Origin of the sequence: Hydrogenophaga sp. SL48 (assembly GCF_021729865.1) — a bacterium.
GTDB lineage: Bacteria > Pseudomonadota > Gammaproteobacteria > Burkholderiales > Burkholderiaceae_C > Hydrogenophaga.
This window is the reverse complement of the sequence record NZ_CP063400.1, coordinates 3,488,024-3,504,798: the sequence shown is the minus strand read 5'-3', so window position 1 is coordinate 3,504,798 and position 16,775 is coordinate 3,488,024. Positions and strand designations below refer to the sequence as shown.

Below are 16,775 nucleotides of genomic sequence, written 5' to 3'. Positions count from 1 at the left end.
ACTTGTCCTGAAGGATGGGGGAGGACGGGCTCAGAAGCCCTTGACCAGGCTCAGCACCAGGCGGTTGTCACCGGCACCGCCCAGCTGCGCCTTGCGGGTGGCGCCCGACAGCGTGGCGCCCAAGGACAGGCCCTCGCCCAGGTCGCGAGTCACGCCCAGGCTGTAGTCGCCGAAGTCGCCGGCGATCTTGTTGCGCATGCCCAGCGTGCCCTGCAGCTTCCAGGCCTCGCCGATCGGCTGGGTGTAGGCCAGGCTCAGGCGACCGAATTTCTCGATCACGCCACTCACGCCACGTGCGTACTTGACGGTCACCGGCCCCCAGCTCAGGCTGGCATAAGCCTCGTTGCCGTTCCAGCCCCCGCCGCTGCCGGGGTAGATGAAGCTGATCAGCCCGACGTCGTAGGACAGCTGCTCGGTGATGGCGCCGCGGTGGCCGCCGTAGAGATCGATTTCCAGCTTCGCGTCGCCGAAGCGGCCGGTGGAGTTCCAGTTGCCCAGGTAGAAGCCGTTGTCGAAGCTGGTGTCGACGCCGCCCTGTAGGGCGGGGCGAACCTGTTTCCCCTTGGGGTTGTCCTGGTCCAGACCGTTGGACTTGTACAGGGACACGACGCCCAGGTTGTAGCTGGTCTCGGCCAGCGCGATGGTGGGGGCGGTCAGGCAGGCCGCACTGCATGCCAGAAGGGTGAAGGCGCGTTTCATGGGTCGTTCCTCGTTGTTGTATGGGGCTGCTTCGTTCCGCTGGCCTTTGCAGCCAGGGGTGGACGGATGCTAGGGACGCACCGCCAATCGGGTTATCAAAACTGCGCACGATGTGGTCCGGGTTTCTCCCAATCGGCCTGGCTGCTGCTACGCTGCGCGCCATGAGCGACCCCATTGAAGAGGCCCAGGAAGACGCTGAAGCGCCTCGCTGGGCACACTCCCTGCTGACCTTCGACATGGACGCCCACGCTAGGGCCCAGGGCGACTGGGCGTTGCATTACGAACAGCTGTCCAGCGGCCGCTTTCGTGGCGAACTGGCTCTGGTGCAACTCGAAGGGGTGCGCCTGACGGGCGAGAAGACCAGCCTCGCGCTGCGCCAGCGCGGGCGGCTGGGCGAGCAGGTCTACGGGTTTGCGATGTCGGTGGCGCCCACCGGGGATGTGTACTTCGACGGGCGCAAGGTGCACCCGGAAGCCATCCTCTGCGGCAGCGGGAGAGAGATCGATTTCGTCACGCCGCCGCAGCACCACCTGATCGCCTTGACGGTCGAGCGGGGCCTGCTCAACGGGCTCTGGGAGCGCATGTACCAGAAGCCACTGGCCACCTGGCTGGAGCGCCAGGTCGAGTTGCTGCCCACGCCGGAAAGCGCTGCGGCGCTGCGGGGAAAGCACCTGCAAGCACTGAAAGAGGCGCTGGCGCTGGCCCAGCACTTCACTGATGCCTCGCCCCTGAACCAGTTGCGTGACGACATCCTGATCGAATGGATCGAGGCGCTGCCGCCCAGCGTGGACATCTCGGATCTGGATTCGCTGGCGCGGCGCAAGCGCATGGTGGACAAGGCCTGCGAGCTGATGATGGCCAACCCGGACGAGCCACCTTCGATCCTCGCCGTCTGCAGCCGTGTGGGCGCGAGCCGGCGAAAGCTCAACTACTGTTTCCAGGACGTGCTGGGCACCTCGCCCACGCAGTACCTGCGGGCCTTGCGGCTCAACGGCGTGCGGCGCGGTTTGCGTGAGGCGGGGCCGGGGGCGACGGTGCAGGACGTTGCCGCGCGCTGGGGCTTCTGGCACCTGGGGCAGTTCTCGCTGGACTACAAGAAGCACTTTTTCGAGCTGCCTTCGGAGACGCTGGCGCGGGCCCGGAAGAGCAGGGGCTGATTGCTCGGTTGGTTCTCTTGCTGGTGTGTGCTGGCGCCTGTGCTTGCAGGTGTGACACCTCGCGGGCTGCGGCAGGCGCTGCCCGGTGGGGGCTCATCCGGGGTGGTCGGCGCTGCGCGCCGACTCTGCTGTGTCCGCCCGTCTGAGGCCGGCGCGGCCCAACTCGCTGCGTTCGCTGACGCTCTCTCCGCTCAGACAAGGGCCGCGAGTCAGACAACGAAGCGCGCACTGGCGCGCCCGGCCCCAGACGGGCGGACACAGCCACCCCGGAAAATCGCCCCCACCGGACAGCGCCCGCCGCAGCAAGAAGCGTTGTCTCGTTCTACCGGTGGAGCACCCAAACCCTTGTTGCCAAGGCGTGTGCGCTCAGGCCGCAGCGCGCCTTGTGAGGCGCCGAGAAGCGCAGTGGCCGTGGCCGCGCGCGCAGCGCGCTTCGTCAACTGACCCGTCGCCATGTCTGAGCGGAGAGAGCGCCAGCGAACGCAGCGAGTTTGGCGACGGGCCACGGCCGCGAGCATCGCAGGGAAGTCGGCGCACCGCGCCGACCGCCTCACCCCAGCGCTGCGGCCTGAGCGCACACGCCTTGGCCGCGAGGTGCCGCGAGCAAAACACACGAAGAGGCGAAGAGCTTGGGGTAAACCCGTAAGCCAGGTTTGCGCATTTCCGATCACGCCCAGCGGGCGGTGACCGGCACAGTGCGCAGCATGACTTCTTCCTACCTTTCCCCAGCCCTGCACGTGGCCGGCCAATGGCTCACACAAGCCTCGGGCGGCGAACGCCCGGTGATCAACCCCGCCGATGGCAGCGTGCTCGCCATGCTGCCGCTGGCCGGCACCGTCGAGCTGGCCGCGGCCGCCGAATCGGCCCGTCGCGGCTTTGAACAATGGCGCCGTGTGCGCCCGCACGACCGCTATGTGATCCTGCGCCGCGCGGCCGATCTGCTGCGCCAGCGCGTGGACCCGATCGCCACCGTGCTCACGCTGGAGCAAGGCAAACCCTTGAGCGAAGCGAAGCGAGAGGTGCTGCTGTCGGCCGACATCATCGATGTCCAGGCCGAAGAGGGCAAACGCCTCTATGGCCGCACCGTGGCGCCGCGCGTGGACGGCATCCTCTCGCACACCGTGAACCGCGTGCCGGTCGGCCCGGTGGCGGCGTTCACGCCCTGGAACTTCCCGGTCAACCTGCCCAGCCGCAAGCTCGGCAGCGCGCTCGCGGCGGGCTGCAGCGTGGTCATCAAACCGGCCGAGGAAACACCCGCCAGCTGCATGCTGCTGATACGCTGCTTCCTCGATGCGGGCGTTCCTGCCGATGCGATCAACCTCGTCTGTGGCGATCCGGCGCTGGTTTCTTCGTTCCTGATCGAGCGGCCCGAGATCGCCAAGGTCTCGGTCACCGGCTCGGTGGCCGTGGGCAAGCTGCTGGGTGAGCATGCCGCGCGGCACGTCAAGCGCTTCACCGGCGAACTCGGTGGCCACGCACCGGTGATCGTGTGCGAAGACATGGCCGAAGGCGCGGGGCTGGACTTCGTGCTCAAACAGTCGGTCACCGCCAAGTACCGCAACGCGGGCCAGGTCTGTGCCTCGCCGATCCGCTTCTACGTGCCGCGCGCGCAGCTCGCCACCTTCAGCGAACGCTTCGCCGCCGCCGCGCAGAAGCTGCAGCTCGGTTCGGGGCTGGACGCGGCCACGCAGATGGGGCCGCTGTCGCACGAGCGCCGCGTCGAGGACATGGAGCGCTTCGTGGACGACGCCGTGGGCCTGGGCGCGCGCCTGCTCACCGGCGGCCACCGTGTGGCGCGGCCCGGCTTCTTCTTCGAGCCCACCGTGTTCGCCGACGCGCCGATCAGCAGCCGCGTGATGCAGCAAGAACCCTTCGGTCCCATCGCCGTGATCCAGCCCTACGACACGCTGGATGCCGCCATCGAACAGGCCAACGCGCTGCCCTACGCGCTCGGCGCCTACGCCTTCACGCGCGACCTGCACACCGCGCACCGCCTGGGCGAAGCCATCGAGGCCGGCATGGTCGGCATCAACCACTTCGGCGTCTCGCAGCCCGAGCTGCCGTTTGGCGGCCACAAGGAGAGTGGCCTCGGACAAGAGCAGGGCGCCGAGGGCATCACGCACTACACCGAAGTGAAAACCATCACCGTCGGCAGACCTTTTTGACCACCCCCATCGCTTGCTCGCTGCGCGTAGCCGCTCAGCCCCTCAAGGGGCAACACCAGCGGCCCGGCAAAGCCGGTTCCGCGGTGTTTGCTGGGCAAGACATGGGTTTTATTTGAAAGCACATTCATGAACACCACCGAGCAACTCAAGCAAGACAACGGCCAGTTCCTCTGGCACCCCATGGCCCACCCGGCCGCGATGAAGAAGGCCAAGCCCGACATCGTGGCGCGCGGTGAAGGCTGCTGGATCTGGGACGTGGACGGCCACAAGATGCTCGACGGTGTGGGCGGCCTCTGGGCCAGCAACCTGGGCCACAGCACGAAACCCGTGCGCGACGCCATCGTGGCTCAGCTCGACGAGCTGCCGTTCTACAACGTGTTCCGCGGCACCACGCACCCGCGCGCCATCGAGCTCTCGTCTCGCCTCGTCAAGCTGATGGAGCCCGACGGTGTGTCGGCCGTGCTGTTTTCCAACGGCGGTTCCGACGCGGTGGAAGGCGCCCTGAAGATCGCGCGGCAGTACCACAAGCTGCGCGGCGAGAAGGATCGTTTCAAGTTCATCAGCCTGCGCCAGGGCTACCACGGCGTGCACTTCGGTGGCATGAGCGTCAACGGCAACACCAACTTCCGCCGCGCCTACGAGCCGCTGCTGCCCGGCTGCTTCCACATCGACACGCCCTGGCTCTACCGCAACCCCTACACCGACGACCCGCTGGAGCTGGGCGAAATCTGCGCCGAGCTGCTGGAGCGCGAGATCGTGTTCCAGGGGCCGGACACCGTGGCCGCCTTCATCGCCGAGCCGGTGCAGGGCGCGGGCGGCGTGATCGTGCCGCCGGCCAACTACTGGCCGCTGGTGCGCAAGATTTGCGACAAACACGGCGTGCTGCTGATCGCCGACGAGGTGGTCACCGGCTTCGGCCGCACCGGCCACCTGTTCGGCACGCGGATGTGGGGTGTGAACGCCGACCTGTGGTGCCTGGCCAAGGGCATCAGCTCGGGCTATGTGCCGCTGGGCGCCACCGCCATCTCCGCCAAAGTGGCGAAGGTGTTCGACGAAGACAAGACCGGCCAGGCTTCGGTGAGCCACGGCTACACCTACAGCGCGCACCCGGTGGCCGCCGCCGCCGCGCTGGCCACGCTGGACGAGGTCGAGCGGCTGGACGTGCCGGGCAACGCAGGCCGGGTCGGCGCCGTGATGCAGGAGCGCCTGCGCAAGCTGGAGCAAAGCTGCAGCTTCGTCGGCAACGTGCGCGGCGTCGGCCTGATGCTGGGCATCGAAATGGTGGACGACAAGGCGCTGCGCACGCCCATGCCGCGCAGCAGCGACATCCCGGCCCGCGTGGCCAAGGAGGCCTACCGGCGCGGCCTGATGGTGCGCATCTCCGGCCCCAACCTCATCCTCTCGCCGCCGCTGGTGATTTCGCTGGAAGAGGTGAACCATCTGTGCGATGTGCTCGAAGCGTCCTTCGCGGCTGTGGAGGCCAGCCTGTGAGCCCCACACGTGCGGGTCGCGCACCGGTCATCCTGCTGATCGGCACCGTCGACACCAAGAGCGACGAGATGGCCTACCTGCGCGAGTCGGTCGAGGCCTGCGGTGGCACCGCTCTGGTGATGGACGTGGGCGTGCTCGGCCGTGGCGGCTTCACGCCCGACATCCTGAACACCGAGGTGGCAGCCGCCGCCGGCGTGACGCTGCAGCAGGTCATGGAGACAGGTGACGAGAACACATCCATGAAGCTCATGGCCACCGGCGCGTCGCTGATCGCGACCCAGTGGTATGTCGAGGGCCGCTTCGATGGCCTGCTGGCGCTGGGCGGCACCATGGGCACCGACCTGGCGCTGGACGTTGCGAATGCGCTGCCGCTGGGTTGCCCGAAGGTGGTGTTGTCGACCATCGCCTACTCGCCGCTGATCCCGCCCGACCGCATCCCGCCCGACCTGATCATGCGGCTGTGGGCCGGTGGCCTGTACGGGCTGAACCGCCTCTGCAAGGCGGCGCTGGGCCAGGCCGCGGGCGCGGTCGTGGGCGCCTGCCTGGCGCGCCGGGTCGAGTCCGACCCGCGCCCCGTGGTGGGCATGACCTCGCTGGGCAGCAGTGCGCTTTCCTACATGAAGAAGCTCAGGCCCGCGCTGGAAGCGCGCGGCTATGAGCTCGCGGTGTTCCACACCACCGGCATGGGCGGCCGCGCGTTCGAAGACCTGGCGCGACGAGGCTACTTCGCCTGCGTGATGGACTTCAGCCTGCAGGAGCTGGTCAACGACCTGGCCGGCAGCTGCGTCAGCGCGGGCAGCGAGCGCCTGCTGGGCGCGGGCCGGGCGGGCGTGCCACAGATCGTGGCGCCCGGTGCCACCGACATGGTCGACTTCGCCGCCTGGACGCGTTGCCCCGAACGTTTCGCCGGGCGACCTGTGCACGACCACAACCGCCTGATCGCCTCGGTCTGTGTGGACCAAGACATGCGCCGCAGCGTGGCGCGCGCCATCAGCGACCGCCTGGCCGAAGCCACCGGCCCCACCTGCCTGCTGCTGCCCACGGGCGGCGTGGAGCAGTGGGACCGCCCGGGCGAAGCCCTGCACGACCCCGAGGGCCTCAAGGCGTTTGTGGACGAGATGGTGCACGTGATCTCCCCCGAAACGGTGTTCCAGCCCGTGGCGGCGCACATCAACGACGATGCCTTCGTGCAGGCCGCGCTGCAGGTGTTCGACGCCTGGGTGGCGGCCGGACTGGTGCCGCCAGGTGTGGTGAATGCGGGCGAAGAGAGGAAGGCAGCATGACGGCCAAAGCCTTGGTGCTGGACTTCGGCGGCGTCATCAGCCGCATGCTGTTCGAAACGCATCCCCTGACCGAACAGGCGCTGGGCTTGGCGCCCGGCACACTGACCTGGCGCGGTCCCTTCGATCCCGCCACCGACCCGCTCTGGCAGGCCATGCAGGCCGACCAGCTCAGCGAGCGCGACTACTGGATGGCCCGCACCCGCGAGGTCGGCCGCCTGGTGGGCGAAGAGTGGGATGCGATGGAAACCTTCGTGCAGCGCGCACGCGGCGCCGACGTGCAGGCAGTGATCCGCCCCGAGGCGGTGACCACCATCGAAGCGGCCCAGGCGGCCGGCAAGCGCCTGGCCATCCTCTCCAACGAGCTGGACCTGTTCTACGGCGCCGACTTCCGAAGCCGCCTGCCGCTGCTGCAGCACTTCGAGCTGATCGTGGACGCCACCTACACCGGCATCCTCAAGCCCGACCCGCGCGCCTACACGGCCGTGACCGAGGCGCTGGGGCTGCCCGCCAGCGAATGCGTGTTCGTCGATGACCAGAAACGCAACGCCGACGGTGGTGTGAAAGCCGGCATGCGGGTGGTGCATTTCGATGTGTTGCAACCGGCCGCGTCGTTTGCGAAGGCGCGGGAACTGTTGGGGCTGTAGGCGTTCCCAATGGGCATCATTCCGCCTCGAACATGACCTCAGACCACAAACTTCCCCGCCGCGCGCTGGTGGCCGCCACCGGCGCCGGCGCAGCCCTGCTGACCCTGGGCGCCTGGTTGCGCCAGACCCCGAACGCACAGGCCCGGACCATGCCCAGCACCTTGCGCCCCATGACCGGCCCCGCGCCGGCCCTGTTCATCGGTCACGGCAGCCCGATGAACGCGATCCAGAGCAACCGCTTCACGCAGACCCTGACCCAGTGGGGCGAGGCGCTCGGGCGGCCCAAGGCCATCCTCATGGTCTCGGCGCACTGGCTGAGCGAGCGCGACACGCGCGTGTCCACGACCGCGAAGCCGCCCATGATCTACGACTTCGGGGGCTTCCCTGCGCCGCTGTACGAGGTGCAATACCCCGCGCCGGGTGCGCCGACCGAGGCGCTGAAAGCCGCCGCCCGGCTGGCGCCGCGCCAGGTGGGGCAGGACGCCGCGCGCGGCCTGGACCACGGCACCTGGAGTGTGCTCAAACACCTGTACCCGGCGGCCGATGTGCCGGTGTTTCAGCTCTCGATCGACATCACGCGCGACGGTGCCCACCACCTCGCCTTGGGCCGGGCGCTGGCCGCGCTGCGCGGCGAGGGCGTGATGATCGTGGGCAGCGGCAACGTGGTGCACAACCTGCGCATCCTCGACGAGAGCTCGGGCGAAACCACCCGGGCCAGCACCGGTTGGGCCCAGACCTTCGACGACGCGGTCAAGGAGGCCATGGACGCCGGGGACACGAAGGCCCTGGCCGAGTGGGAGTTCCTCACCGAAGGCGCCCGCACGGCCGTACCCTTCCCGGACCACTACTTCCCCATGCTCTACGCGGCCGGCGCCGCGCAGTCGGGCGAAATGCCGCGCCATGTCTTCGAAGGTTTCCACGAAGGCACGCTGTCGATGCGCTGCGTTCAGTGGGGTTGAGGCACGCGTTACCGAGGAAGCGACCCTGGACCCGGCCATGTACCCCGAGCTCAAGGGCCAGATCGACGAAGACATCTGGAACGAGGGCGGGCGCCGGCGCTGAGCGGGTACCGGGCCCGTGTCGCGTTATGCTGGCGCCATGAGCCCGAACCCGTCCATCCAGCTTCGCGAATTCGTCACCGGTGGTGACCCCGCTGCCCAGCCCGCGGCCAGCATCATCGTGCTGCACGGCCTCGGCGCCGACGGCAACGACTTCGTGCCGATCGCGCAGGAGCTTGACCTGAGCGCCATCGGCCCGGTGCGTTTCGTGTTTCCCAACGCGCCGGTGCGGCCGGTCACGATCAATGGCGGGTACGAGATGCGCGCCTGGTACGACATCCACCCGCCGAGCGCCGACCCCGCCGTCCCGCGCCAGGAAGACGAAGCGGGCCTGCGGGGTGCCCAGGCCATCGTGCAGGCCCTGATCGACCGCGAGACCGGGCGCGGCGTGCTGGCCGAGCGCACCGTGCTCATGGGTTTTTCGCAGGGCTGCGTGGTCGCGCTCATGGCCGGGCTGCGTGCGCCGCAGCGGCTGGCCGGGCTGGTGGGGCTCTCGGGCTACCTCGCCCTGGCCGAGCACACCGCATCGGAAGTCCACCCCGCGAACCGCACCACGCCCATCTTCCTGGCGCACGGCGCAGACGACGACGTGGTGGTCCCGGAGCGAGGCACCGCCGCGCGCGACGCGCTGACCTCGCTCGGGTACGCCGTGGACTGGCACAGCTACCCGATGGGCCACTCGGTGTGCCCCGAAGAGGTGGCCGACCTCAACGCCTGGCTGCTGCGGGTGCTCGCGCCCCGCTGAGCGGGCGGCCGCCATGTGGGCGGCGACGTGGCGTTTGTTTGTGAAATCTGCATCTGTGTGCAACCGCAGGGCCTCCATCCGCCGGTTTCGTTTCATCTGCGCCCGGCGCGCGCTTATGCTGGACCAATGAACGCGCCAGATCTTTTACGCCAGACCATCCAGTTGCAGGAATTCGTGACCGGACGTGATCCGTCCGCCGCGCCCGTGGCCACCCTCATCGTGTTGCACGGGTTGGGTACCGAAGGCGGTGACTTTGTGCCCCTGCTGCGCCACATGGACCTGTCGGCTGTGGGGCCGGTGCGCTGCGTGTTGCCCGACGCGCCGATGCGAACCATGAGCATCAACGGCAGCGACATGCATGCCTGGTACGACGCCGCGCCACCCGTCGCTTCGCGCCACGCGTCCCAGCCGGCGGACGAGGCCGGCCTGCGCGCCTCCCAGAGCCTGGTTCAGGCGCTGATCGAGCGGGAAGAGGGGCTGGGCATGCCCTCCGAGCGCATCGTGCTGATGGGGTTTTCGCAGGGTGCCGTGCTCGCGCTGCAGACCGGCCTGCGCTCGCCGCAGCGCCTGGCCGCGGTGGTGGCGCTCTCGGGCTACCTGCCGCTGAACGCCCGCACCCTGCAGATGGAGTCGAACATCGCCAACCAGCGCCTGCCCATCTTCCTGGGGCACGGTGAGCACGACGAGGTGGTGAGCCTCGACCGCGCCCGGGCCGCACGCACCGTCTTGCAGGTCATGGGCCACCTGGTGGACTGGCACCTCTATGACATGGGTCACGAGGTGAGCGACGCCGAGCTCGCGGACATCGGCGCCTGGCTCACGGGCGTCTTGAGTGTGGTCTGAGACCGTCTTCAGGGTTCCGGAGCGCGCGCCCCGAGGCATGAAGTGCCCCAGCCCAGGGCACCGCCGGGCCGCCCTTCGACAAGCTCAGGACTGACGGCCAGTGCCGCCCCCTGGGGGGGGTAGCGCGAAGCGCTGCGGGGGGGTCAACGTTCTGCGATGTAGTGCGACATGTGGGCGCTCTCGCCGGGGGCGAGGAAGGTCCGCACCTCCACCTCCAGCGCATGGTCGGCCACGGTGGCGCGGGCGCGCTGGTGCAGGTAGTCGGCCCATGAGGTGACGATGAAGCGCTCCACATAGCGCGAGGGTTCGCCCAGGTCCTTGTAGATGCGCCAGAAGGTGGCGCCGTCGCGGCGGCGCGGGGCTTTCATCTGGCTGATGGTGTCGAGGAAGGCCTTGTCTTCGCCCGAGCGGATGCGGTAGCCCACCTCCACCGCCACCGGACCGGCCTCGGGGCTGGGTTCGGCCTCCACAAACAGCTCGTCCCACGGGGTGCCCTGGGTCACTTCGTGGGCACCGCCCACGCGCAGCGGGAACGGGCGCGCCAGCAGCAGGCCGGCGGCCATCAGGGCACCGGCGGCCACCAGCGCGGTGGTGAGGCCGGCGATGTCGGACACCGCGCCCCAGAACGCCGAGCCGATGGCGAATGCGCCCAGCGAGGCCACGATGTGCAGCGCCACCGCGCGCGAGCGCACCCAGGGTGGGGCGCTGGCCTGGGTGGCGGTGTTGAAGGTGGACATGGCCGCCATCCAGGCCGCGCCGCCCACCGCCATGGCGACGTACACCAGCGCCGGCACGCGCACCCAGGCGGCCAGCAGCATGACGGCGGAGAAGGCCACGCAGGCCGCGGCGATGATGGCGTCGAGTCCGAAGCGGCTGCGCAGGCGGCCGATCACCAGGCCCGAGGCCACCGCGCCGGTGCCCATGCAGCCCATCAGCAGGCCGAAGCCCTGTGCGCCGGTGCCGAGCTGGCGCTGCGCGATCACCGGCAGCAGCGCCCACAGCGCCGAGCCGGCCGCGCTGTAGGCCATCACGCGCACCAGCTGCGCCAGGATGATGCGCGAGTGCCAGGCGAACCGCAGGCCGCTCAGCGTGCCGCCCCAGAGGCGTTCGGCCGGCAGGCGCGAAGGCGGGTGCGCCTTCGGCGGCCAGCGGCGGATCGACTCCCACATCACCGCCGTGGTGAACACCGTGACCACAAACACCCAGCCTGCGCCCATCCAGGCGAACAGCAGGCCGGCCAGCGTGGGGCCGATGGCGCGCGCCGCGTTGTAGGCGATGCCGATGGCCGTGATCGCCTGGGGCCACTCGTCGCGCGGCACCGGGTCGATCACCGACGAGTTCCAGGCCGGGGTCAGCACGGCCGTGCAGCAGCCGCACACGAACACGAGAAACAGCACCGTGGCCGGCCCGCCCCAGCCGCCGAGCACCAGCCCGGCCAGCAGCACGCAGGCGACCACCTGCGCGATCAGCGCGCCCGAGATCAGGCGGCGGCGGTCGGTGGTGTCGGCCAGCACGCCCGCGGGCAGCGCCAGCAGGAACATGGGCAGGAAGACCGCCGTCTGCACCAGCGCGGCGAGGAAGGACGAGCCGGTCAGCTCGACCATGAGCCAGGCCGCCGCCATGGTCTGCATGCCCGCGCCAATGAAGAAGACGGCGCCGCAAAGCCACAGCCCGCGGAAAGCGGGCTGTCGAAGGGGACTCCAGATGGAGGGGGAGGGGGTCATCGGGCCATTGTCCCGCAGGGCCTCAGGCTGTGCGCGCCGAGTCGGCCAAAGCCCTGGCCAGCCGGTTGTGCCGCTCCACCAGCGGCCCCAGGTCCACCGTGGTGAGCCGGCCTTCGCGCACCACCACCCGGCCGTTGACCACGGTGTAGGCCGCGGGCGGGCTGGCGCAGAGCAGCAGGCTGGCCACCGGGTCGTGCACCGCGCCGCCGGCGAAGCCCAGTGTGCGCAGGTCGAACAGGGCGAAGTCCGCGCACATGCCCACCGCGAGGTGGCCGATGTCCTGCCGCCCCAGCACCTGCGCGCCGCCGCGCGTGGCGATGTGCAGCGCGTCGCGCGCGGTCATCTCGGCCGGGCCGAGGTCGCAGCCGAAGAAGATGGTGCCGTCGCGGGTTTCGGGCGGCTGCAGTGCGCGGCCCACGCGGGCCAGCAGCAGCGCCTGCCGCGCTTCGTTGACCATGTGCGCGGCGTCGTTGCTCGCGCTGCCGTCCACGCCCAGGCCCACGGGCACGCCCGCGTTGAGCATGCGGCGGATGGGCGCGATGCCGGAGGCGAGGCGCATGTTGCTGCAGGGGCAGTGCGCGACGCCGGTGCGCGTGGCCGCGAAGAGCGAAATGCCCTCGTCGTCCAGCTTCACGCAGTGCGCGTGCCAGACGTCGTCGCCCAGCCAGCCCAGTTCCTGCGCGTATTGCGCGGGCGTCATGTTGAACGTGTCGAGGCTGTAGGCGATGTCGTGGTGATTTTCGGCCAGGTGGGTGTGCAGGCGCACCCCTTGCCCCTTGAAGCTGCGCGCGAGTTCGGCGCTCTGCTTCATCAGCGCCGGGCTCACCGAAAACGGCGAACACGGCGCGAGCGCGATCTGCACCATGGCGCCGTGCGCGGCGCTGTGCCAGGTTTCGATCAGGCGCTGGCTGTCTTTCAGGATCGCGTCTTCGTTTTCCACCACGCGGTCCGGTGGCAGACCGCCCGCACTCTGGCCCACGCTCATGCTGCCGCGCGTGGCGACGAAGCGCATGCCGATGCGCTGCGCGGCTTCGATGCTGTCTTCCAGCCGCACGCCGTTGGGGTAGATGTAGAGGTGGTCGCTGCTGGTGGTGCAGCCCGAGAGCAGCAGCTCGGCCATGGCGACCTGGGTCGAGACCTGCACCATCTGTGGCGTGAGCCCGGCCCAGATCGGGTACAGCCCGCGCAGCCAGCTGAACAGCTCGGCATCCTGCACGCCGGGAATGGCGCGCGTGAGGCTCTGGTACATGTGGTGGTGCGTGTTCACCAGGCCGGGCGTGACGAGGTGGCCGCGTGCGTCGATGGTGTCATCAGCCGCTTCGCGCAGCACCGGCGGCAGCTCGGCGGCGGGGCCGATCCACTCGATCACGTTGCCGCGAATGAAGAGGCTCGCGTCCTCCAGTTCCCTTCCATTGGAGGGTTCGGCATGGTCGAAGGTGGCGATGCAGTCGGCGTGTTGGATCAGCAGGTTGGGCATGGTCTGCGGTGTGATGGGGCTGCGCGACAATTCGCCGCATGCGAGCATTTTGTGCCAAGCCCCCCCGCTCGGTCGAATCAAATGCAAGACAGGAGACGCGCATGACCAGCCCTTCCCTTCACGAACCGCGCGCCGTTCTGCGCCACCTGTACGACGTGGCCGTGCAGCGCGCGCTGCCGCTGCACAACACCGCCGCCCGCCTGCCATCTCCCCCGAAGGGCCGCACCCTGGTGCTCGGCGCCGGCAAGGCCGGCGGTGCCATGGCGCAGGCGGTCGAAGCGCTGTGGCCGGCCGACGCGCCGCTCTCGGGCCTGGTGGTCACGCGTTACCACCACATCCCTCCGCGCCCCGAAGGACTGCCGCAGCGCATCGAGGTGGTGGAGGCCTCGCACCCCGTGCCCGACGCCGCCGGCCTGCAGGCCGCGCAGCGCATCCTGAAACTCACCGAAGGCCTGACCGCCGACGACCTCGTGTTGTGCCTGATCTCGGGCGGCGGCTCGGCCCTGCTCACGCTGCCCTGCGACGGCCTCACGCTCGAAGACAAACAACGCATCAACCGCCAGCTGCTGGAGAGCGGCGCGCACATCGGCGAGATGAACACCGTGCGCAAGCACCTGTCCGCCATCAAGGGCGGGCGCCTGGCCGCGGCCTGCGCGCCGGCGCGCGTGGTCACGCTCACCATCAGCGACGTGCCGGGCGACGACGTGAGCGTGATCGCCAGCGGCCCCACGGTGGCCGACGCCTCCACCTGCGCCGAGGCGCTGGAGATCCTGCGCCGCTACGGCATCGAGGTGCCTGAAGCGGTGAAGGCACAACTGCAAAGCGGTGCGCTGGAAACGCCCAAGCCCGGTGATGCCTCGCTCGCCGGCATCCAGACCCACCTGATCGCCACGCCCCAACAAAGCCTGGACGCCGCCGCCGACGCGGCCCGCGCGCTCGGCCTGAACGTGGTGGTGCTCAGCGACGAGATCGAAGGCGAGTCGCGCGAGGTCGGCAAGGTGCACGCCGCGCTCGCGCGCTCCACGGCGCTGGGCCGCAGCAGCTTCGCCACACCCTGTGTGATCCTCAGCGGCGGTGAAACCACGGTGACCGTGCGCCCGCGCGCCGAAGGCCAGAAGAAAGGCCGTGGCGGCCGGGCCGGCGAGTTCTGCCTGGGCCTCGCGCAGGCGCTGGGCGGGCAGGCCGGTGTGTGGGCGCTCGCGGCCGACACCGACGGCATCGACGGCGTGGAAGACAACGCTGGCGCCATGGTCACGCCCGACACCCTGGCCCGCGCCGCCGCGCTGGGCCTGAAGATCACGGACCACCTGGCCCGCAACGACGCCTACGGCTATTTCGAGCCGCTCGGCGATCTGGTCATCACCGGCCCCACGCACACCAATGTGAACGACTTCCGCGCCGTGCTCGTGGTCTGACATGCACGTTTGTGCATGAATGATTTCTTGTTTGTGCACGGTATGATGCGCCCATGCACACGGACGTACCGCTCCAGCGCCGCGACCTGATCGCGGGGCGCCTGGCCCAGGGCCAGCCCGTGGTGGCCGCGGCGCTGGCCGCCGAATTCCAGGTGTCGGAAGACGCCGTCCGGCGCGACCTGCGCGCGCTGGCGGCCGAAGGGCGCTGCCGCCGCGTCTACGGCGGGGCGCTGCCGCCCCTGCCCGGCGCCACACCGATGGCGGTGCGCATGGACGAAGGCCGCGAGCGCAAGGCCGCGCTGGCGCGGGCGGCGGTCGAGACCATCGAACCCGGCGAATTCCTGTTCCTCGACAGCAGCAGCACCAACCTGGCGCTCGCCGCCTGCCTGCCCGAAGACCACGCGCTCACGGTGGCCACCAACTCGGTGGACATCGCCGCCACGCTGCTGCGCCGGCAGGACGTGCAGCTCATCATGGTCGGCGGCTCGGTGGACCCGCTGGTGGGCGGCTGCATCGACGCCACCGCCGTGCTGGCCGTGGGCCAGATGAACATCCAGCGCTGCTTTCTCGGCGCCTGCGGGGTCACGGTCGAGGCCGGGGTCTGCACCGTCGATGCCGCCGACGCCGCCTTCAAGCGCGCCCTGCGCGCGGCCAGCCGCCGTTGCGTGGCCATGGCCACCAACGACAAGCTGGGCCTGCAGCTGCCGCACCGTGTCACGCCCGTGCGCGAGCTCGATCACCTCGTGGTCGAACACGACGCCGATTTTCAGACCCTCAAGGCCCTGGCGAAGCAGGGCACGCAGATCCTCAAGGCCGCCCGCCCGCGCTGACGCCGTTTCGGCGTCTCGCTGCCGTCGAAGGCGGCGGGGGCCGGCGTGCAGGACCGTGGGTTCCTGGTGATGGCGATCGAGGTGAGCACGCCCGTCGCGCCTCATCCGGGGCGGTTGCGCCATGGACTTGCCATTTGTTACAGGCGGCCGCCAAGTAAAATCCGGCCTCGCCCCCGGGCGGACTGGCCGGTGGAACACCCGGCCCATCCGTCTCCCCCACCCCGGTGAACGCACCGGGGCCGGTGTGAGGGGGCGCCCGACGCGCCCCAGGTGCGTCAACCCCGCCCTCCGGGCACCCGCCGTCCGCTGCCAGCCCCGCTGTGCGGCCGCCCCATCTGTAGCCATTCGAAGGCAGCGCCCCTGTGGCGCGAAGGACCGTTTTCTTGCGCAGCAACTTCAACCGCCCGGCCCTGGTGCGACAGCTCGCGGGCTTCCTGCCCGAGGGCGCGCACGCCCTGGCCGACGCGTCCCGGCAGGACCTGGCCGAGCGCCTGGGCCAGTGGCTGAACGTGGCCGACGCCATCACGCTGAGCTCGGCGCACCCGTCCATCGCGGCGGTGGGCGCGCGCGCGGCGCAACAGCCCACGCGCGCGCCCACCGCCACCGCCGAGGCGTTGCCAGCCGAGCTGGAGCGTGTGCGCGCCACGCTGACCCGCTCCATCACCACGCGCGATCCGAAACACCGCCCCGACCCGAACGACCTCGACACCGAGTTCGCCCTGTTCCACCAGCGCCACCAGGACCAGCAGCGCCGCATGGAGATGAGCGTGGACGCGCTGCGCGAGCACGTGCGCCAGACCCTGGCCAAAGGCGAGCCTCGCCTGGCCCAGCTCGCCGCGCTTGACGCCGTGATGGACCAGATGCTCGGCGGGCGCGAACAGCGCCTGCTCGCCGGCCTGCCCGCCCACCTCAAGGCGCGCTTCAAGGCCCTGCGCCAGGTCGCCGCCGCGTCCGACACCCCCGACGACCTGCGCTGGCTGCAGGGCTTCGAGGCCGAGCTGGAGCAGACCCTGCTCGCCGAGCTGGAGCACCGCCTGCAGCCGGTGGTGGGGATGATCGAGGCCCTCGAACCATGAACTCCGTGGCCACCCTCACCCCAACCCTCTCCCGCCAGCGGGAGAGGGCGTTGACTCCCTCTCTGCTCGGTATGGCGGCGCCAGCTGCCCACCCAGCAGCGCACCGTGCCTTCACTCCCTCGCCCCTCTGGGGAGAGGGCTGGGGTGAGGGGCCGCCCCCGCCCAAAG

Annotated in this window: 14 protein-coding genes; 11 read left to right on the top strand and 3 right to left on the bottom strand. The window is 70.0% G+C overall.

Features of this window, described 5'->3' with window-relative positions:
* Window positions 1-30 precede the first annotated feature (30 nt).
* On the bottom strand, window positions 31-699 hold the full coding sequence (locus tag IM738_RS16560) for a TorF family putative porin (protein ID WP_236962136.1): 669 nt from the start codon (window positions 697-699) through the stop codon (window positions 31-33).
* A 161-nt stretch (window positions 700-860) separates the two neighbouring features.
* Between IM738_RS16560 and IM738_RS16555 the strand changes: the two genes are divergently transcribed.
* The 8 genes from IM738_RS16555 (at window position 861) to IM738_RS16520 (ending at window position 10,085) form a co-directional block, all read left to right on the top strand.
* The gene (locus IM738_RS16555) at window positions 861-1,856 is read left to right on the top strand and encodes a helix-turn-helix domain-containing protein (RefSeq protein ID WP_236962134.1); all 996 of its coding nucleotides are present in this window, start codon (window positions 861-863) and stop codon (window positions 1,854-1,856) included.
* A 704-nt stretch (window positions 1,857-2,560) separates the two neighbouring features.
* Window positions 2,561-4,021, top strand: a complete 1,461-nt coding sequence (locus IM738_RS16550) for an NAD-dependent succinate-semialdehyde dehydrogenase (RefSeq protein ID WP_236962132.1) — start codon at window positions 2,561-2,563, stop codon at window positions 4,019-4,021.
* Window positions 4,022-4,147: 126 nt separating this feature from the next.
* Window positions 4,148-5,512, top strand: coding sequence for an aminotransferase class III-fold pyridoxal phosphate-dependent enzyme (locus IM738_RS16545; RefSeq protein ID WP_236962130.1), 1,365 nt, complete (start codon window positions 4,148-4,150; stop codon window positions 5,510-5,512).
* Window positions 5,509-6,795, top strand: a complete 1,287-nt coding sequence (locus IM738_RS16540) for a Tm-1-like ATP-binding domain-containing protein (RefSeq protein ID WP_236962129.1) — start codon at window positions 5,509-5,511, stop codon at window positions 6,793-6,795. The genes IM738_RS16545 and IM738_RS16540 overlap by 4 nt, the downstream gene beginning before the upstream one ends.
* Entirely contained in the window at window positions 6,792-7,439 is a 648-nt protein-coding gene (locus IM738_RS16535) for an HAD family hydrolase (RefSeq protein WP_236962127.1), read from the top strand. Before IM738_RS16540 ends, IM738_RS16535 begins: the two co-directional genes overlap by 4 nt.
* A gap of 32 nt (window positions 7,440-7,471) precedes the next feature.
* The gene (ygiD, locus tag IM738_RS16530) at window positions 7,472-8,398 is read left to right on the top strand and encodes a 4,5-DOPA dioxygenase extradiol (protein ID WP_236962125.1); all 927 of its coding nucleotides are present in this window, start codon (window positions 7,472-7,474) and stop codon (window positions 8,396-8,398) included.
* Between the two features lie 139 nt (window positions 8,399-8,537).
* On the top strand, window positions 8,538-9,242 hold the full coding sequence (locus tag IM738_RS16525; RefSeq protein WP_236962123.1) for an alpha/beta hydrolase: 705 nt from the start codon (window positions 8,538-8,540) through the stop codon (window positions 9,240-9,242).
* 126 nt (window positions 9,243-9,368) lie between these two features.
* Complete coding sequence (locus IM738_RS16520) at window positions 9,369-10,085, top strand: alpha/beta hydrolase (protein WP_236962121.1); 717 nt, start codon at window positions 9,369-9,371, stop codon at window positions 10,083-10,085.
* 143 nt (window positions 10,086-10,228) lie between these two features.
* Here IM738_RS16520 and IM738_RS16515 read toward each other — a convergent pair whose 3' ends face one another.
* Window positions 10,229-11,809 (bottom strand): MFS transporter, encoded by a 1,581-nt coding sequence (locus IM738_RS16515; protein ID WP_236962119.1) that lies wholly within the window; start codon window positions 11,807-11,809, stop codon window positions 10,229-10,231.
* A 22-nt stretch (window positions 11,810-11,831) separates the two neighbouring features.
* Window positions 11,832-13,286: an 8-oxoguanine deaminase gene (locus IM738_RS16510; protein WP_236962117.1), complete on the bottom strand. Its 1,455-nt coding sequence runs from the start codon at window positions 13,284-13,286 to the stop codon at window positions 11,832-11,834.
* 101 nt (window positions 13,287-13,387) lie between these two features.
* Here IM738_RS16510 and IM738_RS16505 point away from each other — a divergent pair, with 101 nt between their 5' ends.
* The 3 genes from IM738_RS16505 (at window position 13,388) to IM738_RS16495 (ending at window position 16,607) form a co-directional block, all read left to right on the top strand.
* Window positions 13,388-14,701, top strand: a complete 1,314-nt coding sequence (locus IM738_RS16505) for a glycerate kinase type-2 family protein (protein WP_236962115.1) — start codon at window positions 13,388-13,390, stop codon at window positions 14,699-14,701.
* Between the two features lie 53 nt (window positions 14,702-14,754).
* Window positions 14,755-15,531 carry a DeoR/GlpR family DNA-binding transcription regulator gene (locus IM738_RS16500; protein WP_236962113.1) on the top strand — a complete coding sequence of 259 codons (777 nt, stop codon included), beginning with the start codon at window positions 14,755-14,757 and terminating at the stop codon, window positions 15,529-15,531.
* A gap of 383 nt (window positions 15,532-15,914) precedes the next feature.
* Window positions 15,915-16,607: a DUF3348 family protein gene (locus IM738_RS16495; protein ID WP_236962111.1), complete on the top strand. Its 693-nt coding sequence runs from the start codon at window positions 15,915-15,917 to the stop codon at window positions 16,605-16,607.
* Window positions 16,608-16,775: the final 168 nt, after the last annotated feature.